Genomic DNA, 21,596 nt, shown 5'->3' with positions numbered 1-21,596 from the left:
GATGAAGAAGCTTTTAACTGTTTTCTTCTCTCTGGCTTTGGCAGCTTGCGGCGGTGGTCACAATCCCGACAAAGACAACCTCAGCAAGGCGCTGCAGGTGGGTGACTCTTCCTATTATGATCTGGGTTCAGGCAAAGGCCTGATGAGCGAAGGTATTTCGGCTGTTTCTGCCGGAGCCAATTTTGAAATCACCTTCACCCTGAATGACGGTGGTTCCTTGAGCCTGCACACATTCGCAAATTCCAGCCTGCAAAGTGGATTCACGGTGACATTCACACGCATTGGAAATGTATTGCAGGTGCATGCCGACGCTCAAGGCGAAGTGCAGGACTGGAGTTCTTTGTTTGCTGCCGTGTATGCCTCCACAACTTTGACTTTCACCCTGGATATTCACAACAATGAACGTCCCGCACACGTGCTGATCTGGAATGGTGCCAAGTCCTCGGGCATGGATCACACCAACACAGTTTACAACAGTGCTGAAGACAGCCTGGATCTGAACTATGATGCCGCTCCCGGAAATGGTTCTGGACGGGCCTGGGGCTTCACCGCCACGAACGCTCAACTGTTGAATGCACGCCTTTCTTCCCCACAGGATGGACACTGATGAAAAAACTGATTCTGACCGCCGCCTTGCTTTCTTCCACCGCAACGACAGCTTCCGCCCAGGTTCTGCAAAACATGCAATCTGCAGCCGCACTGGATCTGGTGGCGCCGCTGAACTTCGAGGACTCTGCCGAAAACAAGCTGGACATCCGCGCTGCCGAATTGATGTTCTTTGGGCCTTTGGATCCGACCTTTGATGCTTACCTGAACTTTGCCGCTCACAATGAAGAAGGCGAGTTCGTGGCCGAAGTTCACGAAGCCTATGTGGGTTCCAGCAAAGTGATTCCAAATTCCCGCTTCCGCGTCGGAAAATTCTTTCTGGGTGTGGGTCGACTTAATCAGTTCCACCAACACGACTGGGCGTTTGTGTCGGCTCCCCGCGTACAGGCTGAATTCTTTGATGAGGAAGGTGTCGCCGATACTGGCGCAGAGTTTTCAACTCTGCTTCCCACGGACAGCTACTGGGATATCACCCTGGGTGTGACCAATGGCTACACTTATGGGCACAGCCACGATGAGGGCGAAAAGCCGCAGGTGCCCACTCACTACATCCACCCGGTGAACTTTGTCGACTTCGGCGAGGCCGGTGCGCTTCAATGGGGCATGAACTATCTGGGCCGCACCGACGCGGCAGAAACCAAAACCCAGCTTTACGGTCTGGATTTTGTGTTTAAAAAAACAAAGGGCAAAACCCTCAGCTTCCTGTTCCAGTCTGAAATCTGGTACCGCAACTTGAGTGGGCCGGGGGCGGACACTCAGGAAGACATTGGTGCTTACTTCTATCCTCAGATGTCTTTGTCAGAAAGACTGTTCCTGGGACTGCGTGTGGATTTGTTCTCGGATCTGTCCCGCAGCTTTATCAGCGATGGCTCCCGACAAGAAAATCTGGATTATGGATTTGTCCCGACTTTGACTTTTAAAAACAGCGAGTTCTCTTTGCTGCGTGTGGCGTACACCTATGATAATCAAACTTATCAGGGCGAATCCGACACCATCAGCCAGAAAATCGAACTGCAGTGGGTGGCGATCCTTGGCGCCCACCCGGCCCATTCATTCTAGGAGCCTGACATGAATAAATTTTTGCTTTCTGCGCTGTTGCTTTTTAGTCCTTATGCTCAGGCCAAAATCAAAGTTGTCACCACATTGCCGGACATTGCTGAAGTGGTGCGTGCCATCGGACAAGAGCAGGTGGAGGTACAAAGTCTGCTTTCAGGTTCTGAAGATGCACACTTTGCCGAAGCCCGCCCTGATTACATTCTGAAAGTAAACCGCGCCGACATCGTCTGTTCCATGGGGCTTGAACTGGAGGTCGGCTGGCTTCCGAAAGTTCTTTCCAAATCCGGGAATGCGAAAATTCAGGATGGAGGCACTGGCTCCTGCATTCTTGGCAACAGCATCAAGCCCTTGGACGTCCCGACGGGTGTGATCAATCGCTCGCTGGGCGATGTTCACGCACACGGCAATCCTCACTTCACATTAAGCCCTTTGAAAATGGCCGAAGCCGGGCGCGAAGTGGTGCGAGTGCTGTCAGCGGCGTTACCTCAGGAAAGTGCGGCGTTTGAGAAAAATTATGATGCATTCAAAGCCGAAATGACCCGCCTGCAGGAGCGTCTGGCAAAAACCGTTAAGAAAACCAAAGTGATGGAGTATCACAAGGAATTCACTTACTTCTTCAGCGCCTACGGGCTTGAATCCGCAGGTTCTTTGGAAGAAAAACCGGGAATGCCTCCGTCTGCGGCGCGCATCGCTCAGGCTGCCAAACTTGCCAAGGACAATAAAGTGACTGTGCTCTTTGCAACGGCATCAGCTCCGCATAAAACCCTGGAGCGCTTTCAGGAACTTTCCGGCGTGCCCGTGATGATCGTGCCTTCTTATGTGCAAACAAAAGGTGATGCCAGCTCCATCGCGAAACTGCAGGAGCTGCTGGTGGGGTCAGTGAAATGAGTTCCTTGCTTTCCGCCCGGGACTTGCGGGTTCTAAGCTCTGATGGTCTGGCGCTTTCACCCGTGGTGAACCTTGAACTGAATGATGGTGAAGTTCTTTTCCTGCGTGGTGAAAACGGCGCTGGAAAAAGCACGCTGCTAAAAACCCTGCTGGGGCTGCATAAGTACTTTGAGGGCCGCTTTCAGTTTTCAATTCCGCAAAAAGACATCCAATATCTGCCGCAACTGGGAACACTTCATTTTCATCTGCCACTGACTTTGCGTGATCTGCTGGGCGATAACGAAGGATCCCACCCCCTATTAAAGAACATGGATCTGGATAAAAAGTGGAACACCGCCAGCGGTGGCGAACGGCAGAAGATCCTGCTTTCAGCCGTGCTCGCTAAAAGGCCCCGTCTGTTGATTCTGGATGAACCGTTTAATCATGTGGACTCTGAATCCACCCTGCAGTTGGAAGAAGCTCTGGGGACTTACCTGAAAGAACATCCGCAAAGTTCATTGATTTTGGTGTCCCATCGCGCTTTGACCGCTGAATGGAACCGCGTGCGTGTGCTGGAGATCCGATGACATCCTTTATTGAACTGCTGCAAATCTATAAGTGGTCCCTGCCGTCGTCGGTGTTGATGGCGGCGGTGCTGGCACTGATCGGGTCCCAGTGGAGTGCGCGTGAAAAAAGCGCGCAAATTTTTGTTCTGGGACAGGGCGCCTCCCTGGGGATTGTTCTGGGCCTGGTGATCAATATTCTGCTGGGCACTGATTTTCATGGTATCAGCCTGGTGGCGGGATTATCCCTGGGTTGGGTGACTTTATTACTGATGGATCAGTTGATTCAGACAAAGTCCGATCGCAACCACATCTATCTGACCCTGTTTGTGTTCTTCCTGTCGCTGACCTATCTGACCAGCTATCTTACCCCGGCCCTGGAAAGCCATATTGCCGCCTCTTACTTCGGTGATCTGGCGGTGATGAGTGATACGGGGGCGCAATTGTGTTTGCTGGCGGCCGTGTTTTTTGGCGTCTTTGTTCTGAAGTTCTGGAGATCCTTGTCGCTGGCGTCTTTCCAAATGGTCAACCACAGCTATATTCATCGCACCTGGCAAAATCGCGTCTTTGACGTGGGAACGCTGCTGCTGACGACGATGGCGATCCAAAGCATGGGTTATCTGTTCACTATCGGATCCCTGTTCATCGCAACCAGCTTTACATCCACCCGCAGTCGCAATTTACAAAGTTATCTGATCCGAATGCTGGTGATTTCCCTGGGGGGAACGGCTTTGGGCTTTGCGACCTCATTGATATCCACCAATCTGCCCACAGTGCCTTGCGTGCTTCTGGGACAGATGTTGCTGGGTCTGATCACTTATACGAAGAAATAGTGGAATGACGGCTGGGCTTCCCGCTTCTGGCCGTCGATATTGAACATGCAGATGACTTCTGTGCAGACGCCTTTTTTAACGTTGAACACAGTCAGATCCGCATTTTCGATGATCTGATGAAGGCCGCGCCCGGCGCCGCCTTTGTTGGCGTTCATGCTTCCCGCCGCGCCATTGTAACAGCTTAGCAGATAGTCAATGATGATATCCTTGGTCAAAGACCCAAACGGATCCTTCACCCCCACCGCCAGATAAACCCCGTCACTGGCGTAACGAAGCTGGGACTGTTGATGGGTGTCGAGCTGAATTTCCTCTTTACGGGACACATGATTGAAGATGGATTTTCCGTTGGAGTCCACCGGCGCATCATAGATCGCATTCATCAGCATTTCTTCAACCACAGTGTTCACACGGTCCAAAATGGTGGAACGAACCCCCATTTTTTTGAAATAGCCATACAGATCTTCGCGCAGCGATTCACGCTGGGTCGAGTTGGAAACCATCTTTCTTTGAACTTCCACTCCCCAGGTCAGGTACTTTTCGATACCGAACAGATCCTTGTTCAGAAGTTTTCCCAGCGCCGTCAGAACATAGCGAATGGTGGCGTTGCGGTCTTCTGCATCCCGGGAAATGATATGATCCACATAACGATTGCCTTCCAGAATACGCAGGTTCCCCTGGACATCCTTACTGGTCAGCAAAATTGAAAATGGTGTCTTTTTGCCTTCGTGGACCTCTTTAAGAACTTCCACGCAACCTTCTTCACACAAAACCACGTCGTACTGATTGTCGCGCAGGAATTCCCGTGCACCTTCGGCATCATTGGCAATGTCCAGATGAACCCCGGTGCCCCCCAAAGCCATGCGGATCGGAAGCTGCTGCTTTTTATCCGGTTCAACCAACAAAACGCGTCCGCCGACTTTCTGGATTTTTTGCTGGGCCTCATGAAGTTCGCGGTTCAGGATTTCAAAGAGTCGCGCTTTTTCGTTGGTTTTCATAAGACGTTCAGTAAGGACATTGCAGTAAATCTGGAACAACAACGCCTGAAAGCGGTCTTTGTCTTTGGGATGAACATGACCGAAGTCCTCAGACCGGATCACAAAACATTCCACCGCCGAAAGAGCCTTGACCGTGGTGGATGTCGGATTGGAGGTGATCACGCTCATTTCACCGAACACCTCACCCGGGGTGTCCAAAGTGGCAATCACTTCAGAAGCCAGGGAAATTTCGACTTTTCCGGATCTCAAAAAGAACAGAGAGCTGTTTTGTTTGCCCTCTTGAAGAATGAAGGAACCCGCGGCGAATGACTCGCAATGAACCATGGCAGACGTCTGCAAAAGCAGGTCATCCGCAAATGATTTAAAGAAAGAAAAGGCCCTAATTTCTTTGGCGATTTCAGCCGGGTGCAACTTCATATAGGCCTTATTATGTCTGTAGTTCCGGGCCCTTGACCAGAATCGTCTTGAATATTCTTGGTAATCAAAGAAAATTAAGTCTATCGTCGGTATATAGCGGAGGCCGCTTGTTTCCTTTTATCCCCCTGTCATCAACTCTGAACGTTCCCACTTACTATCTCGTTTTGAGTCTGACGGTGTGCCTTTGTCTGATTTGGATCAGTGCCCGCGCGGATAAGTTTGAACTTTCCCGGAAGGTCGCTCTGGACCTAAGTCTTATCATCATGGTCACGGGATTTATTGGCGGCCGCCTGCTTCACGTATTCTATGAAAACTTCGAGCACTATCAGGAAGACTTCACCCGCATCTTCTATTTCTGGAATGGCGGGTTTGTTTTTTATGGCGGCGCAATTCTGGCGGGCTTGTGCTGTCTATTATATATGATCTTTGTGGCCAGGGTTCAGTTTGAGGATTACCTGGATCTGTTTGCGCCGGTCTTGTCTTTTGCTTATGTCCTGGGTCGCGTGGCGTGCCTGCTGGCGGGATGTTGTTATGGCGGAAGCTGCGATCTGCCCTGGGCCGTGAATGGTCTGCACCCGACCCAGGCCTATGCTTCGCTTTGGGAACTGGGAGTGCTTTTCATTTTGCTGGGAACTGAAACCACGGCTCAGGCACTTCGTCCCAAGCTCTTAAAAAATCCGGGCAGCATCTTTTTCTTATGGATGGTGCTGCATGGAATGGGACGTCTGTTGATGGAGGCCTTCCGCGATGATTTCCGTGGGCCTTCTTTGGGATTGTCCATTTCAAGTTGGATCAGTCTGACGATTATGGCGCTGGGATTATTCCTGATTATTCGCCGTCCAGCACGCCGGAGCTGAGCAACTGCCGCCCGTCTGACACAAAGCCCCTGCAAGATAAGTATCCAGACGGCATTGATGGGATGGATATACGTTTCTTAGCAACTGTTCTGCTGCCGGAGCCGGTGTCCACAAAGATACATCATCTGATTTTTGTGAATCATAGCGTTTAAAGAACTGCACCATTTCAACCCCGGTCTGCGCAACTCGGGCGCAAAGTTCATTGCCCCCACAAAGTGCAAGCACCTGCGGATTGATATCAGCAACCAGTTCCGGATGCGCTTTCAAAAACTGCGGCAGGCAGTCTTTCGCAGCATAAAAATCCGACTGACCTTCCGAAGACGACCACTCCGCCCCGGTGAAAGTTTGACGAGGCTCTCCGGCAATCACGTGACCAATTTCGTGACAAAGAATTCCCGCCAGAACCGGCAGCGAAGCCCCTGGCGCTCTGGCCATTCCACCCCACAAAGACACCTGCATATAAGTGTCTTTGTTCTGGGCAAAGGCCGCAAAGTAAGGGTTTTCCCATTCCGCCGGAATCAGCAGAGGTCTTCCGGTGCTGTTGAACACCGGCATGATGTACTTCACCTGAAAATCAGTCAGCAGGGCTCGGTATTGAGCCTCAGTCACATCCGAAACCTTGGCACTTCCCGGAGGCAAAAAGAAATATCCGGCCTGCTGCGCGAAAGACGCTCCTGAAGTGCGGGCCTTCAACGGTTTTTGCGTCTGAACCATAACAATAAGTCCCACCAGAAGAAGTGTCGCCAGAATATAGGGAAGATATTTTTTAGTTTCGCGGCTCATAGGGACAGCACCATACCATATTTAAGATTAAAGTCCCATGTGCAAAACGTGGCGTGAAAGTTTCCACCCGCAGTGACAGAAAATGTTCACCTCACTCAAGCATAGTCACTGGAATCAAAACAAAGCTCATCTCCGGCAGGCACAAATTCTGCTAAGAACCATCTTCGACATACTTTAAAAAAAATCCGGAGGATTCCATGCGCGTGTCGATGACTGTATTTTTGATGTCTTTTGTTTTTGCGACCCAAGCCTCAGCTTCGGCTTTTGATTCTTTGAATGATCAAAAACTGCAAGAGCAGGCCCTGACTCTTCTGGAACAAAATGCCGCTTCAATGCGCCTGACTGGTGATGTTCGCCCCGAAGAAAAGCTGACAGAGATTCTGGCCAAAGTTCAGGCCTACAACGACGAGATCCTGACCCGCCTTTCCGAAGGCCAGGATCTGGAAAACATGACAAGTGCTGTTTCCCACACCGACACCAAATGCAGCGTCGACCAGAGTGGAAAATCCGCCGTGTGCAATCTGCTGATCACCTACCGCCCGCTGGGCGAAACCAACGTTCGCTTCCATGTTGACCTGGATGAGGCCGGCAATGCCGTGGGCATCTCCAGCACAGCCGACATCGCTCGCGGCGACTAAAACCCGCAGTGCTTTCAATAAGTTCCCCCCCCTGTCTCAGATTGAGACAGGGTTTTTCATGTTCCATTGCAGTATTCACCCCTCGCCATCGGCGCAGCCTGTGACACAAAATGGCTGACCTTATAAATAAGTAAACACCTCGGCGCGCCCCATCTGCATTTAAACCCTCTTTCAACAATCCCGTGCTCTGGCATGACTCATGTATTGCAGTGTAAGTGAGGAAAAATATCGAGAGAGAGGTTTATTATGAAAAGGATCATCGTATCGTTTATCGCGATCTATAGCGCGCTGGTTTTAGCGGCGTGCGGAAAAAGTGGTGGTGGTGGAAACACCAATACCGGTGTGATCCCTAACTGTGCTGTTGGCACTGTCTGGAATGGATCATCTTGCGTTGTGGTAAATGGCGGCGGCAACGTCGTAACCGGCCCTGTCCAATTCTATGACTATAACTATTATGGTAATAACACGAACTACCGCGGCAGCCTGAGCATTGTGAACAGTGGTGCTTATGCAACCTTCCTGAAAGAAGCGTTGGCAGTGTGTGGTCGCACTATCTGGGGTATCGAAGCTGGTTTGGCCAAGTGTGAAAACTGGGCGTCCGGCTCCCTGATGATTTCTTTCTCTATCGACGGTTCCATGAGACCGGTGATCAGATTTGAAGCATACCCTGCTCCAAACTGGTATCAGTACACATTGAGCCTGGGAATCAACGCAGGTGGTGTTGCTTTCAACCCGCTGATTCTTTCCAACAACAACACTTTCAGCCTGATCAACAGCAGCAAAGGCTTTGAAATCCGCGCTCAGGGTTCTTACCTGAACGGTGGTGGTCTTCGCCTGATCCAGGTGATGGTGAAAGAAGGCACTTTGGCGCAGAATCAGTTCGCTTACGAACTTTACTTCCCGCACAATGGTGTTGCGACGAAGTTCGCAACGGGTGTTTTCAAGCGTTACTAAGCTCCGCGTCTTGCACTGGGTGCGGGACTTGGAATAAATTTCGACTATGACCGAATCTCAATCTCGACAGGTCAAATGCCCGCAATGCGGGCGTTTGGCTTTGTACTCAAACGAAAATCCCTTCCGCCCTTTCTGCTCTGAAAGATGCAGACTTATTGATCTTGGCGAGTGGGCCTCTGAGTCCTACCGAATTCCCGTCAAAGATTCTTCAAGTGATGCTTTAACTTCCATGGATGATGATGATTATCCAGGCGAAGACAAACATTAGTATCAGCCGCAAAACCACACTCAGAGACCTTTTCACATTTTGCAGTTGACGAAATTCTGATTATGGATTTTCATGGGGCTGTCATTGGATGACGAAGAGTTATCATCACGATTTTATAATCAACATCGGATACACAAACGTGTCCAACAAGAGGAGTTCAAATGAACAAAGCTCAACTTATCGAAAAAATCGCTACTGAAACAAAAGTTTCCAAAGCTCAAGCAGAAGCAATCCTTGATTGCGCTGTAGAAAACATCAAAAAATCCGTTAAAAAAGGTGACGATGTTAAATTGGTTGGCTTCGGTACTTTCACTAAAGCTAAACGTAAAGCTCGCACTGGTCGCAACCCACAAACTGGCAAAGCGATCAAAATCCCTGCTGCATGGGCTCCGAAGTTCCGCGCAGGTGCTGAATTCAAATCTATGGTTAAGTAATTAACCCCTGATTTCGATTTCTGAAAAGGCGTCCCGCAAGGACGCCTTTTTTATTTTGTCTCTATGATAATCCCGGGGTAGCCTTTATCCCATGGCTCAGTTTGATAAGAAAATTCAGAAAATCGGTGTGTACACAAGCGGTGGCGATGCCCCGGGTATGAATGCGGCAATCCGCGCAGTTGTGCGTGTGGGGATCTCGCAAAAACTTGAAGTGTACGGAATTCACAACGGCTATGTCGGCATGATCGACAACAAGATCGAGCCATTGCAACTTCGTGACATGGCCAACATCATCCAACGCGGCGGCACTATGCTGAAAACCGGCCGCTCCACAGAATTCATGCGCCCTGAAGGCCGCGCGCGCGCCGCTCAGAATATCAAAAATTTGGGACTTGATGCCTTGGTCTGCATCGGTGGTGATGGTTCCTTCCGCGGTGCTCACGCCCTTTGGGAAGAGCATCAGATCCCGGTGGTCGGCGTTCCTGGCACTATCGACAATGACATCTTTGGCAGTGATAAAACCATCGGCTTTGATACGGCTGTGAACACCGCCCTTGAAGCAATTGACCGCATTCGTGACACCGCTGCGTCTCACGACCGCTTGTTTATCGTGGAAGTGATGGGCAGAAACTCAGGCTTCATCGCCTCTCACGTCGGTCTTGCGGGTGGTGCGGAAGAAATCTTCACTCCGGATGCCAACACCACAGTTGAAAAAGCCATCGACCGCATCAACGAAGCCAAATCCCGTGGTAAAACCAGCAGCATCATCATCACCGCTGAAGGACAGAAACCAGGGCGCGCGTATGATCTTGCTGATGCCATCCGCAAAAAATCCGGCATGGACGCAAAAGTCTGTATTCTTGGACACCAACAACGTGGCGGATCTCCAACCGCGGCCGACCGTATTCTTGCCAGCCGCATGGGCGCTGCCGCTGTGGACGCTTTGTTCAAAGGTTATTGCGACGTCATGATCGGCACTGAAGGTGAACGACTTATTCAGGTGCCTTTGGAGCTCGTGTACAAGAACGAAAAGAAAAACCAGTTGGATCTGATCTCGCTGGCGAGTGTTCTGGCAACTTAGACCCGTCCTCACGTTTTTACCTTGACCTCGACTGTAGGAGCTTGAATTCTATGGAGTATTCCATTTAAGCAACCCACAGCGAGGTCCACATGAAAAAACTCCTCTTGGCTCTGATTTTGGTTCTGCCACTAGTCAGCGGCTGCACCAAAAAAGAAAATGAAATTGTTATCGGTGAATACGATTCCCTGACTGGAAGCGATGCCACGTTTGGCCTAAGCTCCAACAAAGGTGTGCGCCTGGCATTGGATGAAATCAACGCCGCAGGCGGAGTCAAAGGCAAAAAAATCAGCCTGGTGACTTTGGACGATCAGGGTAAAAACGAAGAAGCGGCTTCTGCCGTGACCCGCTTGATCACTCAAAACAATGTCGTAGCGATCATCGGTGGCGTTGCCAGCGGCAGATCCAAAGCGGCGGCTCCGATTGCCCAGTCCAACAAAGTTCCTTTTGTCTCTCCGGCTTCCACGAATCCGGATGTAACCAAAGCCGGTGATTATGTCTTCCGCGTCTGCTTCATCGACCCATTCCAGGGCATGGTGATGGCAAAGTTCGCGAAAGAAAACCTGAAGATCAAAAAAGCCGCAATCCTGCGTGACGTGAAAAACGACTACAGCGTGGGTCTGGCGGACGTGTTCGCTGCGGAATTCAAAAAAGGCGGCGGCGAGATCGTTGCGGACCTGAGCTATCAGGCCGGTGACATTGACTTCAAAGCCCAGCTGACTCAAATCCGCTCTAAAAATCCGGAAGCGATCTATGTTCCGGGTTATTACACTGAAGTGGGTCTGATTGCCCAGCAAGCCCGCCAATTGGGCGTGAAAGTGCCTTTGATGGGTGGCGACGGATGGGATTCTGACAAATTGTACGAGATCGGCAAAGAAGCCATCAACGGTAACTACTATTCCAACCACTACACCACTGAATCCACGGATCCTGCGGTGACTGAGTTCATCAAAAAGTTCAAAGCCAAGTACAATGAAACTCCGGATGCTTTGGCAGCCTTGGGTTACGATGCTGCGAAAATCCTGGTGGCAGCGATTGAACGCGCGCCAGACTTGTCAGGCAAAGCCATTCGTGATGAACTATCCAAGACAAAAGATTTCCCTGGTGTGACCGGGAAAATCAGCCTGAATGAAAACCGTGACGCTGTGAAAAGCGCGGTGGTCATCCAGGTGGACGGCAACAACCGCAAGTTTGTGACGACCATCAACCCATAAGGACGTGCATGCAGGATTTCGTACAGCATTTGATCAACGGAGTGAGCCTTGGATCCATCTATGCATTGATCGCCCTGGGCTACACGATGGTGTACGGAATCCTGAAAATGATCAACTTCGCCCACTCGGATGTCTATATGGTGGGCGCCTTTGCCGCCTACTATTTCGCCCGCTGGCTGGGAATTGAAAACAACCCCGGTTTCAGCACTCTTCTGACTTTGATTGTAATCACGATGATCTGCTGCAGCCTTCTGGGGCTGGTGATTGAACGTCTGGCTTATCGTCCTTTAAGAAATTCTCCAAAACTGAATGTCCTGATCACCGCCATCGGTGTCAGTTTGTTTTTGCAATATTCCGGTCAGGTGGTTTTTGGAGCCGATCCCAAAGTTTTTCCTGAAGTCATGAAAGACTTTGTGATCCTCTCTATCGGTATCGTTGAAATCCGCTCTTTTGATGTGACCGTTCTGGGCGTGGGGATTGTCGCCATGCTGGGACTTCAGTTCCTGCTGTTCAAAACCAAAATCGGCCGCGCGATGCGGGCCGTGAGCGCCAACCCGATGGTGGCCAGCCTGATGGGAGTGAACCCGGACCGCATCATCGCTTTCACATTTATCGTCGGCTCTTCTTTGGCTGGTATCGGCAGCGTGCTGGTCGGCATGAAGTATCCTAAAATTGATCCCTTGATGGGCATGATGATCGGAATGAAGGCTTTTGTCGCCGCAGTTCTGGGTGGCATCGGCAACGTCGGCGGTGCGGTTCTGGGCGCGATGATCATGGGTCTTTCCGAAGAAATGGTCGTGGCTTATCTGTCCAGCACCTATCGTGATGCTTTGGCTTTCGGAATTCTGATTGTGATTTTGATCTTTAAGCCGGCAGGTCTGCTGGGTAAATACTCTGTGGAGAAGGTCTGATGAAAGCCTTAAAAAACCCGGCACTGGCCCTGATATGCCTTGCTGTTCTGGGAATCGGATTGGATTTTGGCGTCAATGCCTATATCAAACTGATTCTGCTTTTTGCGACCGTCAACTGTCTGCTTTCCATGAGCTTGAATCTGGTAAACGGTTACACCGGCCAGTTTTCTTTGGGACACGCGGGCTTTATGGCGATTGGCGCGTATTTCTCGGCTTACGCCTCCACCAAATGGGGCTTTTTGCCTGAGTCCCTGCAACTTGTTCAGTCTTTTGTTTTTGTGATCGGCGCAGGCCTTGCCGCCGCGGCTGCGGGCTTCTTGGTGGGTCTGCCTTCTTTGCGTTTAAAGGGTGACTACCTGGCCATCGTGACCCTGGGTTTTGGCGAGATCATTCGCGTGGCGCTGTTGAACATGGACTTCCTGGGGGGACCGCGCGGTCTTTCAGGAATTCCCAGTGTCGGCTCGTTTCCATTTGCCTTTATGTTTGCTTCCGTTTGGCTGGTGATTTGCTTCTTCACTATCTGGAGAGTCATGCATTCCAGTCACGGTCGCGGATTCCTGAGCGTTCGTGAGGACGAAATCGCTGCCGAAGCCATGGGTATCAACACCACCCGCATGAAAGTGAAAGCCTTTGTGCTTTCCAGCTTCTTTGCCGGTGTGGCGGGGGCATTGTTTGCACACTTTACTAATTTCATCAATCCGTCCTCTTTCACCTTCCTGCAAAGTGTGAATGCGGTGATCATGGTTGTTCTGGGTGGCATGGGCTCCATGACCGGGTCCATCGTGGCAGCGATCATCATCACGGTTTTGCCAGAAGCCCTGCGCCCGCTGCAGGAGCTGACCGGTGTGGATCTGCGCATGGTGATTTATTCCCTGGCTTTGATTCTTATGATGATCCTTCGACCAAAGGGTTTGTTCGGGGACATGGAATTCAGCGATGTTTGGAGAAAATATGTCCGACGTTCTGCTTGAGGCCCGCAAGATCACCATGCAGTTTGGCGGATTGAAGGCCGTTGACTCTTTGGAATTCCAAATCAAAAAAGGCCAGTTGGCGGGACTGATCGGCCCCAACGGTGCTGGCAAAACCACGGTGTTTAATATGCTGACCGGGGTTTATCAGCCCACTTCCGGCGAAGTCACCATGGAAGGTCAAAGCCTGAAGGGCCTGGCCCCGTATGAAATTTCCCACCGCGGAGTCACGCGCACATTCCAGAACATCCGCCTGTTTAAAAACCTCACGGTTCTGGATAACGTTCTGATTGCGGGGCACCAGCATGTTCGCTATGGTTTGTTCGATACCCTGTTTCAGACCGATTCTTTCCGTGTGGACGAACAACGTCTGCAGGAAAAGGCCATCGATCTGCTAAAGATTTTCAAACTGCACGACAAAGCCCACAAACCAGCCACATCCCTGCCGTACGGTGAACAGCGCAAGCTTGAAATCGTGCGCGCTCTGGCGACGGATCCAAAGATCATTCTTTTGGATGAGCCCGCTGCCGGCATGAACCATTCCGAAACCCACCATCTGATGGAAACCATTGCGAAAATTCGCGAGGATTTCAAACTGACCGTGCTTTTGATTGAGCACGACATGAAACTGGTGATGGGTATTTGTGAAAACATCATTGTTCTGGATCATGGTGTGAAGATTGAAGAAGGGGCCCCGCAAAAAGTGCAAAGCTCCCAACGAGTGATCGAAGCCTATCTGGGCGTTGAGGAGGCTGAATGAATCCCCTGTTGACCGTTGAAAATCTGGATGTCTATTACGGTTCTATTCACGCTTTAAAAGGCATCAACTTCACCGTCAATGAAGGTGAAGTGGTGTCCCTGATCGGCGCCAACGGTGCAGGCAAAACCACCACCCTGCGTGCGATTTCAGGTATTGTTTCCAGCCAGGGCAATATCCGGTTTCGCGGTGAGGACTTGAATAAAGTTTCCACCTTCAAGCGCGTGGGCCTGGGCATTGCTCAATCTCCGGAAGGCCGTGGTGTCTTCCCGCAAATGAGTGTGCGTGAAAACCTGGAGATGGGAGCTTATTCCCGTTCAGACAAAGCTAAAATCAAACAAGACCTGGAAATGTGCCTGACTCTGTTCCCACGAATGAAAGAGCGTATTTCCCAGATGGCCGGAACTCTTTCCGGTGGTGAGCAGCAGATGCTGGCTATCAGCCGCGCACTGATGGCAAAACCCCGTTTGCTGCTTTTGGATGAGCCGTCTTTGGGGCTGGCTCCGCTGATTGTGGCGCAGATTTTTGAAATCGTAAAAAAGCTGAATCAGGAAGAGGGCATGACCGTCCTTCTGGTTGAACAAAATGCGCGCATGGCGCTGAAGATTTCCCATCGTGCCTATGTGCTAGAGTGCGGTCGCATTGTGATGCAGGACTCTGCCCAGAGTCTTCTGAACAACGACGAAGTCCGTAAAAGCTATCTGGGAGTTTAAAAGCCCTCTGAATGGCCCCAGCACTTTCCTGTTTCTGGACTAAGGCTTAGTCTGATATTTCGCCCTGAGATTTTTTCACTCTCAATGCGTCTCAATTTGAGAGTGGATCCCATTAAACCTTTATAATCTCTGAAAAATATCCGAATAGTACTCCATGCTCAGAGCATGTCTTGGACTATCATTCATAATTCTTTTTTTGTGCTCTTGTAATACCAAGAACGCGTTGTCGCTTGTTTTTTCCAGCGAAAACACTCCGCAAATTTCCGTAAAGGTAAACAACGAGAATCCGTACACTGGCCTAAATAACGTTGCGGTCAAGGTTGCATCGTCCAGTGAAATTGCAGAGACCAGCTTTGCAGTGGGAAGCAATTGCTCAGAAAACTGGGAATCAGACACCACTGAAAAAACAGTCACCCTTCCCAACATGGAAGGCGAATACACCATTGCCGTGAGGGCTCGCAATAAAGAAGGCTTCTTCAGTGAATGCACCAAATCCAAAATCATTTTGGATAAAACAAGCCCCGTTGTGTCTGACACTCAAACGTTGGTTTCAAACAGATCTTTGCTGACAGCCTCTCCGCGCTTGAATGTTCCAGTTGTTACAGACGCCTTGTCCGGTGTTGATAAGCTTGAGATCAAACTGGTAAAAACCACCGGAAACACGATAATCAAGGACTGGACCGAGAAGCCAAAGGACGCCCTCTACTTTGACAATCTGAACCTGCCAGACTCTGAAGCCGATTCATACTACTATATTGTTCGCGCGACCGACAAAGTCGGCAATGTCAGTTCAGAAAAATCGTCCCCCAGCTTTATCGCCGGTCCCGTGGTTACCATTAATGCCCCGCTTTTCAATCAGGAACAAACCATGGGATACGTGTCGATTCTGCTTTCGCGCGCCAGCCCCGTTTCCACCACAGTGCTGGTGAAATCAAGTTCCGGATCTGCTCTTGCGGGCATTGACTACCTTTTCCCGGACATCGTCCCGACTGAAGTCACTTTGACGGCAGGCGAAGTCAGCAAGAAAACCTACTATTCAATTTTCACAAGGATGACTCCAGCAACCAACAAATCCTTTGGCATGCAGATCACCAGTGCCACCAACGCAGCTGTGGGAACCAGTGAAAGCACCGTTACTCTCACCAACACTCAGGCCGCGGTACCAGCTACAAATGGAACAGGTTATAAATCTTTATTTGGTGCAGCTGCGGGACATATGTGTGCTCAAAGGCTGGATGGAAAAATGGACTGCTGGGGTGGCTACAGCCACCGCAACGGACATACATCCGGAGTGTCTTATCCTCGAGAAGTCGCCGGGGCTGAAAATATTCGTGATGTGGCAACCGGATATGGCACCCACAACTGCTATATCAACACTTCAGGAGATGCTTACTGCTTCGGACGAAATGACTCTCGCCAACTGGGTGACGGAAGTACCACCAGCAGCGCTGTACCAATAAAGCTGTCCGGCTATAGCAATATCAAAAAAATCACCGTAGGTGTGGAATTCACCTGCATGATTGACTCCAATGACCAAGTTTACTGCTGGGGCGATAACTCCGAATCCACCATCGGGCAGAATAAAACAACCACGAACTATTCTTCACCCACTCTATTCAGCAGCATCACAAAGGCCATTGACGTTACAGCGGGCAACAAAGTTGCCTGTGCAATTGACGAAGTCACCGGAACCCGTACGGTCAAATGCTGGGGCCTGCTTGACGGAGTAAATTCCACTCATGTTCCTGCAACTGTGACCGGAATTCCCAATGACATTCAATCCATCTCGGCCAGCGGCAGTCCGTTGGCGGATGTCCGACATGGCTGTGGTGTCACTGAATCCGGAGACGTCTATTGCTGGGGCAGCAACTATAGATCCCGCAGAGGCACCGCATCCACCAGTGTCGCCTGGGACGCGGCTAATAAAGTCACCCTGCCCGTAAAAGCCCTGAAGGTGAAAGTCGGCACAGACAGCTCCTGCGCCCTGGGTGAAAACGGCCTTTTATATTGCTGGGGCGCCGGAATACCATCCTCAACCAATCAATATGAATTCACAGAGTCGTCAACACCTGTTTTATTCAATGCCTTTGGCGAAACAATTACTGACTTCCATCTGGGGGAAACCTCCAGCTGCGCGGTCACACTTTCAACCCAGGTCAAATGCTGGGGGTTCAATCGCTATGGCGAACTGGGAAATGGCCAAGTTGCTGACTTCTACAGATCCGTGGCCCTTACTGTCGGAAACTTCACCGACACCTATCAACAGCTTGCGACTGGTTTGTTTTCAACCTGTGCTCTTCGCACCAACAAAACTGTCAGCTGCTGGGGATCAAATGATGACGGTCAGCTTGGTACTGGCACCCGCAATAATCTGGTTCGCCCCTCTTACACCCTGCCAATTTCAAATGTCACAAAGGTCAGTGGCATGCACAAACACTTCTGTGCTCTGACCTCTGCAGGAGATGTCTATTGCTGGGGCAGTAATATGGCAGGTCAGATCGGCAACAATGCCACTGCTGGAACCCCCTCTGCCGAGCGCGTGCTTACGCCCTATAAAATTCCGCAAACCTATCCTAATGCAACAGCCGGTCTTCCCACTGGGATAAAAGACATTTCAGCGGGATACTACCACACATGTGCCGTCAATTCTGCAGGTGGAGTCCTTTGTTGGGGCAACAACACCACCGGAGAAGCAGGACACTCAAACACTTCAACAGCAACCTCCTATCCTATCGCCGTTTCGGCATTGACCAGCGGTGTGGAAAGCATTGCAACTTATATTCAAAACACATGTGCTGTTAAAAAGAAGGATGAATCCACCAAGGAAATCTATTGCTGGGGCACGAATACAAATGGCGTGGTGGGTGCTGCCATTGGAAATCAATGGACTCCGACCTTGATTGATACAATATCCACAACAGGTACAATCAAGCTTTCTGTTGGATATGAAGGTGCTTGCTATCTGCTGAATCAGGAAGTCAAATGCTGGGGACTGCGTTCAGTGAATGCATCAATCCCATTGACGGGTGTTGCAGACAACGTCAAAACCACAACGCCAACGGCAGTACCCGAGCTTGCCGGTGCCACCAGCATCCATCTGGCCGTTTTCCAGGGATGCGCAACAATGGCTATCGGTGGTGTGAAGTGCTGGGGCATCGACAATTCCGGATTGATTTCATACGCCAGCCAGTTCCACACCTCCCCCACCAATGCCTTTGCACTAGGTTATGGAATTGCTTCCACAGTCAGCCTTGGCATGAATCCAACCGGCAGCGGTACGGTTCACGCGTGTTCCATCACTTCACTGGGTGATTTGAAGTGCTGGGGCACCGGAATCCTTGGGGAAGGGCATGACGCATTTATCAGAACCACCCCGCTGGGCGTTCTAAAATAGCCAGCCATATCTGAATTCAAGATGTGTTTCAAAGATAAAGACATCGGAATTGTCTTTTGCATCCTTGCCTGAATGCTTACCCTGAAACATGGTTCCATAGGTGTATACGCCGATACTTCTTTCATAACTCAAGGGATGTGCAACCCCCAGCTCTCCGGAAAGACCTATTCCGCTGTAGGTATGGTCCAAACCAAAATAGAAGGGATGCAGCCTCAGGGAAACATCCGTGTACCAGAGTTTATTATGCGAAAAGAATTCTGCAAATCCCCCCACAGTCCCGCTGATGTGCTGCCCGGAGCTGATCCCTCCCGAGCTTGCACTGGCTATGTAGGCAAAAGGACGCTTTTCAAAATCAGCTCCTGCAAGATAACCATACTGCACCTTAAACAGGGCATTGCGGTATCCCCAGTTGCGATCGGTGAAGGCAACCTCACCCTTGATATCAAATAAGCGCTCACTTCCGGAGACATCGAGGAAGTCATTAAACTGGAAAGAGCTGGTATAAGCACTGGTTCTGATCGTTCGGTCTATTCGCCAGTTCCACCGACGCGCAAAAGACAGGGTGTCAAACGTGAATGACTGCAAATCCAGGGTGGTAATAATAGGGCTGGTATCCTGCTTTTGTGCGGCCCCCATCAAACCGGCACCCACCCACATAATATCCCGTGCACAAAAACCACCGCCCACTTTATCAAGCACCGGTCTGGCCAGAACCGTCATCTCCCGGTTCACTCCGCGCACATAAAACATGTATCTGAAACTGTCTGAACCAAATAGCTCCAGAGGCACCGTGATAAAATTGGCATTTTCCGGAATGTTCAATGAGATCAAAAACTTTCCGGTCTCTGTTTTCAAAGGCAGATTCACCAGAGGCAACACCACTGACTTCAGCGGCTTCTTTTCTTTGTCGTAAAGTAAAATCTGCCGGCTCCAGAAACGGATATCCAGATCTTCTTTCAGTTCTCCGGATATCTTCAACTGCAGGGTATTCTGCTCTGGAAACTTCACAATCTCAAACTGATCCCATTCCACTTTTGGTTCGCGCAGAATATTCCGGCAATCTGTCTGATAGGGATGAATATTCTTTTGCAATGATGCAAAAGGAACCACACTGACAGGCGACTTGTTCAGCGTCTGCTGCGCCAATGCGGGCGCAACCACAGAAATACAAAGGAAAAATATCAGAAGAACCCTATTGAGAAACGCCAAAGTAAAACACTCCAGTGTCACTCCAGGCTGATTCCTGGTATTTATTGCGGCCCTTGACTCGGAAGTACCATTGACCGTTTTTGATTGCCTTCTTTAAGATGTATTCCTGTCCCGTAACTTTCAGCACTGTACTGCCGGAAAAATCAGGATTCTGCGACATTTCCAGAACGTACCATTCATTTTCCGGGGACTCTGACCATCTGAATTTAATGGAAACAGGTACACCTCGGGGGATCAGGAATACCTCACTCTTTTTCGGAGAGGAAATTGTTGGCGTAATCAACGGCCCTGGTTTGCCATAGGACACCGCCAGAATCGGAGTCGGCACACTGAAGTATCTGCTTTCATCAACAATCGGCGAAACCCGGAAGTAGTACCATCCCTCTTCATTTACCGGATGCAGGAATTCAATATGATCAGTCTCCAAAACCTGCGCACCCGCAAGTTTGGCATCCCGGCTAAGTTCTATCCGATATCCTTTCGCTGAGCTTCGATGCGCCCATAACAAATGGAACTGAGGCGTGGCCCCCGCTTTTCCCATTTCTGGCGGCAGCACTTCCTTCTTGTCAAATGCGGGCCCCCTGATAACACCTTTAATTCGATAGACATCCGAAGACGGGGAATATTCACCATCCGCCGAACGAGCCAACAAACGCAAATACCCCGGGACCGATTCGTTATGCTTGAATACGTAAGGTCCTTTTTCAACAATGACGTTCTTCAGTACATTACTGAATTTGGGACCATCAGCCATTTGCACCACATAATCCACAGCATTGGGCACGGCATTCCAGGTCAATGTCATCTCTGATAAACCTGAAGAGTTGATCTTTTCATCTGATTTTGAAAGAAACGGCGCCGACAACGGAGGGCGAACAATGACCTTGGCAGCATCGGACCATTCAGAATACTTCATGTTACCGAAGTATCGTCTTACCCGAATATTGTACTCTCCCGAGGTATCAATAAAACTTCTGAGTGGCTCCGTACCCTCGTACTCATCATAAATTTCATTGAAGCCCTTGCTCTTGCCCACCTGAAGGTGATAGTCCTCACCCGGCTTCGATCCCTGCACGGGCACAGTCAGTGTCCACTTGCCCCGCTCTTTCAATTTCAGAACCGGCGGACCAAGCGCGACCCCACCCAGATTCTCGATCGTGAAAGTTCTTGATTCGGAAAAATTCGGTACATCCGTTGATTCATCAACCAAACGCCAGAAGTATTCCCCTGCATTCATGCTTTTGGGAATTACTGCTTCCGCCTTGCCGGAAACATCTTCAGTGCGTGTTTCCGTCAAAAAGTCTGCACTACGACTGATCTGCAACTTTACCTTTTTATCATCCGTTGATTTCCACTTGAAGAAATCAAGACCGTCTCCATAAAAAACTCTCTTGCTTTCAGGCTCCAGCAAAATCAGATTTTCCCTTGGCAAAGCTGTCATCTGCAACGCGGACGCTGTTGCCGGCGAAGACTCAGCCGCAACATTCACTTCGCCACTGCCTCCATAGCTCGTGCCGGGCATGGCCCCACCCGCGCCTTGGGTTCCAGTTGCCGCCCCAGGCTGCTCGGATTTAACACCTTTGTTTGCTGCTGAAGGATCAGAAATCTGCAATGCCTCACCAACGGAAAGCGCCTTCTTCTGATCTCCACTTTCAAGGCTCACTGTGCCTGAAGACATCGAAAGTGTTACATTTCCCGACAGGTCTTTCTTTGCATAAACACCAAATGGAGATTCAGATTTTAACTTCACATCTGAATTTCCGACACGCAAACTCAGCGGTTGCCCCTGCCCCTTGCCCTCAACCTGAACGCTTCCCTTGTCAAGATTCAAGGCCAAAGCTCCAGTTTTAATATCCTCGGATATTCGCAAAAGAGTATCAGCCGGGACATGCAGCAAGTCTTTGTTGCGCATCTCCAGCAGTGCCTCGGAAGAAGCACCCGTGAAAACTTCAGATCCATTAAAAAGCTTTTGAGATTGAGCCGCATCAGCCCAAAAGGCACCCGTCACATGCTTATAGCGCGCCTCATTTTTAACCGAACGAATCTCAGCTAGCGTGGCACCGAGACTCTCATTGCTCACC

General features: G+C 50.2%; 21 protein-coding genes. 17 read left to right on the top strand and 4 right to left on the bottom strand.

Translation table 11 applies throughout. From position 1 onward, the window contains the following. Window position 1 precedes the first annotated feature (1 nt). From B9G79_RS02610 to B9G79_RS02590, 5 genes are read left to right on the top strand one after another with little or no spacing between them, the layout of a single operon-like run. Entirely contained in the window at window positions 2-607 is a 606-nt protein-coding gene (locus B9G79_RS02610; protein WP_088564169.1) for a hypothetical protein, read from the top strand. Then, window positions 607-1,665, top strand: coding sequence for an outer membrane beta-barrel protein (locus B9G79_RS02605; protein ID WP_088564168.1), 1,059 nt, complete (start codon window positions 607-609; stop codon window positions 1,663-1,665). Before B9G79_RS02610 ends, B9G79_RS02605 begins: the two co-directional genes overlap by 1 nt. Window positions 1,666-1,674: 9 nt before the next feature. Then, a complete protein-coding gene (locus B9G79_RS02600) occupies window positions 1,675-2,550 on the top strand; it encodes a metal ABC transporter substrate-binding protein (RefSeq protein WP_088564167.1) in 876 nt (291 codons plus the stop codon). Next, entirely contained in the window at window positions 2,547-3,116 is a 570-nt protein-coding gene (locus B9G79_RS02595) for an ATP-binding cassette domain-containing protein (protein ID WP_088564166.1), read from the top strand. Before B9G79_RS02600 ends, B9G79_RS02595 begins: the two co-directional genes overlap by 4 nt. Continuing rightward, window positions 3,113-3,925, top strand: a complete 813-nt coding sequence (locus B9G79_RS02590) for a metal ABC transporter permease (RefSeq protein WP_088564165.1) — start codon at window positions 3,113-3,115, stop codon at window positions 3,923-3,925. The genes B9G79_RS02595 and B9G79_RS02590 overlap by 4 nt, the downstream gene beginning before the upstream one ends. Here B9G79_RS02590 and B9G79_RS02585 read toward each other — a convergent pair. After that, the gene (locus tag B9G79_RS02585; RefSeq protein WP_088564164.1) at window positions 3,910-5,337 is read right to left on the bottom strand and encodes a cyclic nucleotide-binding domain-containing protein; all 1,428 of its coding nucleotides are present in this window, start codon (window positions 5,335-5,337) and stop codon (window positions 3,910-3,912) included. The two genes, B9G79_RS02590 and B9G79_RS02585, sit on opposite strands and share 16 nt — an antisense overlap. Window positions 5,338-5,444: 107 nt before the next feature. Here B9G79_RS02585 and B9G79_RS02580 point away from each other — a divergent pair, with 107 nt between their 5' ends. Then, window positions 5,445-6,194 carry a prolipoprotein diacylglyceryl transferase gene (locus B9G79_RS02580; protein WP_088564163.1) on the top strand — a complete coding sequence of 250 codons (750 nt, stop codon included), beginning with the start codon at window positions 5,445-5,447 and terminating at the stop codon, window positions 6,192-6,194. Here B9G79_RS02580 and B9G79_RS02575 read toward each other — a convergent pair. Continuing rightward, on the bottom strand, window positions 6,156-6,977 hold the full coding sequence (locus B9G79_RS02575) for a hypothetical protein (protein ID WP_088564162.1): 822 nt from the start codon (window positions 6,975-6,977) through the stop codon (window positions 6,156-6,158). The genes B9G79_RS02580 and B9G79_RS02575 overlap by 39 nt on opposite strands. Window positions 6,978-7,174: 197 nt before the next feature. On the opposite strand from B9G79_RS02575, the gene B9G79_RS02570 reads away from it, so the two are divergent. From B9G79_RS02570 to B9G79_RS02520, 11 genes are all read left to right on the top strand, one after another. Beyond that, complete coding sequence (locus B9G79_RS02570) at window positions 7,175-7,615, top strand: metalloproteinase domain-containing protein (protein ID WP_088564161.1); 441 nt, start codon at window positions 7,175-7,177, stop codon at window positions 7,613-7,615. 246 nt (window positions 7,616-7,861) lie between these two features. After that, a complete protein-coding gene (locus tag B9G79_RS02565) occupies window positions 7,862-8,569 on the top strand; it encodes a hypothetical protein (protein ID WP_088564160.1) in 708 nt (235 codons plus the stop codon). Between the two features lie 46 nt (window positions 8,570-8,615). Further along, window positions 8,616-8,837 carry a DNA gyrase inhibitor YacG gene (locus tag B9G79_RS02560; protein ID WP_088564159.1) on the top strand — a complete coding sequence of 74 codons (222 nt, stop codon included), beginning with the start codon at window positions 8,616-8,618 and terminating at the stop codon, window positions 8,835-8,837. A 161-nt stretch (window positions 8,838-8,998) separates the two neighbouring features. Continuing rightward, window positions 8,999-9,271, top strand: a complete 273-nt coding sequence (locus B9G79_RS02555; protein WP_015092386.1) for an HU family DNA-binding protein — start codon at window positions 8,999-9,001, stop codon at window positions 9,269-9,271. Window positions 9,272-9,362: 91 nt separating this feature from the next. Then, window positions 9,363-10,352, top strand: a complete 990-nt coding sequence (pfkA, locus tag B9G79_RS02550; protein WP_088564158.1) for a 6-phosphofructokinase — start codon at window positions 9,363-9,365, stop codon at window positions 10,350-10,352. An 89-nt stretch (window positions 10,353-10,441) separates the two neighbouring features. Then, window positions 10,442-11,563, top strand: a complete 1,122-nt coding sequence (locus tag B9G79_RS02545) for an ABC transporter substrate-binding protein (RefSeq protein ID WP_088564157.1) — start codon at window positions 10,442-10,444, stop codon at window positions 11,561-11,563. An 8-nt stretch (window positions 11,564-11,571) separates the two neighbouring features. After that, complete coding sequence (locus B9G79_RS02540; protein WP_088564156.1) at window positions 11,572-12,474, top strand: branched-chain amino acid ABC transporter permease; 903 nt, start codon at window positions 11,572-11,574, stop codon at window positions 12,472-12,474. Continuing rightward, window positions 12,474-13,445, top strand: coding sequence for a branched-chain amino acid ABC transporter permease (locus B9G79_RS02535; protein WP_088564155.1), 972 nt, complete (start codon window positions 12,474-12,476; stop codon window positions 13,443-13,445). The genes B9G79_RS02540 and B9G79_RS02535 overlap by 1 nt, the downstream gene beginning before the upstream one ends. Further along, entirely contained in the window at window positions 13,426-14,202 is a 777-nt protein-coding gene (locus B9G79_RS02530) for an ABC transporter ATP-binding protein (protein ID WP_232469033.1), read from the top strand. The genes B9G79_RS02535 and B9G79_RS02530 overlap by 20 nt, the downstream gene beginning before the upstream one ends. Then, window positions 14,199-14,912 carry an ABC transporter ATP-binding protein gene (locus B9G79_RS02525; protein WP_088564153.1) on the top strand — a complete coding sequence of 238 codons (714 nt, stop codon included), beginning with the start codon at window positions 14,199-14,201 and terminating at the stop codon, window positions 14,910-14,912. The genes B9G79_RS02530 and B9G79_RS02525 overlap by 4 nt, the downstream gene beginning before the upstream one ends. 223 nt (window positions 14,913-15,135) lie before the next feature. After that, on the top strand, window positions 15,136-18,306 hold the full coding sequence (locus B9G79_RS02520) for a hypothetical protein (protein ID WP_232469031.1): 3,171 nt from the start codon (window positions 15,136-15,138) through the stop codon (window positions 18,304-18,306). Here the strand turns inward: B9G79_RS02520 and B9G79_RS02515 are convergent. Together B9G79_RS02515 and B9G79_RS02510 are read right to left on the bottom strand one after the other, a co-directional pair. Beyond that, entirely contained in the window at window positions 18,298-19,515 is a 1,218-nt protein-coding gene (locus B9G79_RS02515; protein ID WP_232469029.1) for a hypothetical protein, read from the bottom strand. The genes B9G79_RS02520 and B9G79_RS02515 overlap by 9 nt on opposite strands. After that, entirely contained in the window at window positions 19,499-21,523 is a 2,025-nt protein-coding gene (locus B9G79_RS02510) for a hypothetical protein (protein ID WP_232469028.1), read from the bottom strand. Before B9G79_RS02510 ends, B9G79_RS02515 begins: the two co-directional genes overlap by 17 nt. Window positions 21,524-21,596 lie beyond the last annotated feature (73 nt).

Source organism: Bdellovibrio bacteriovorus (genome assembly GCF_002208115.1).
GTDB lineage: Bacteria > Bdellovibrionota > Bdellovibrionia > Bdellovibrionales > Bdellovibrionaceae > Bdellovibrio > Bdellovibrio bacteriovorus_C.
Note: the sequence above shows the minus strand (reverse complement) of the source record. Positions and strands in the feature narration are given on the sequence as shown.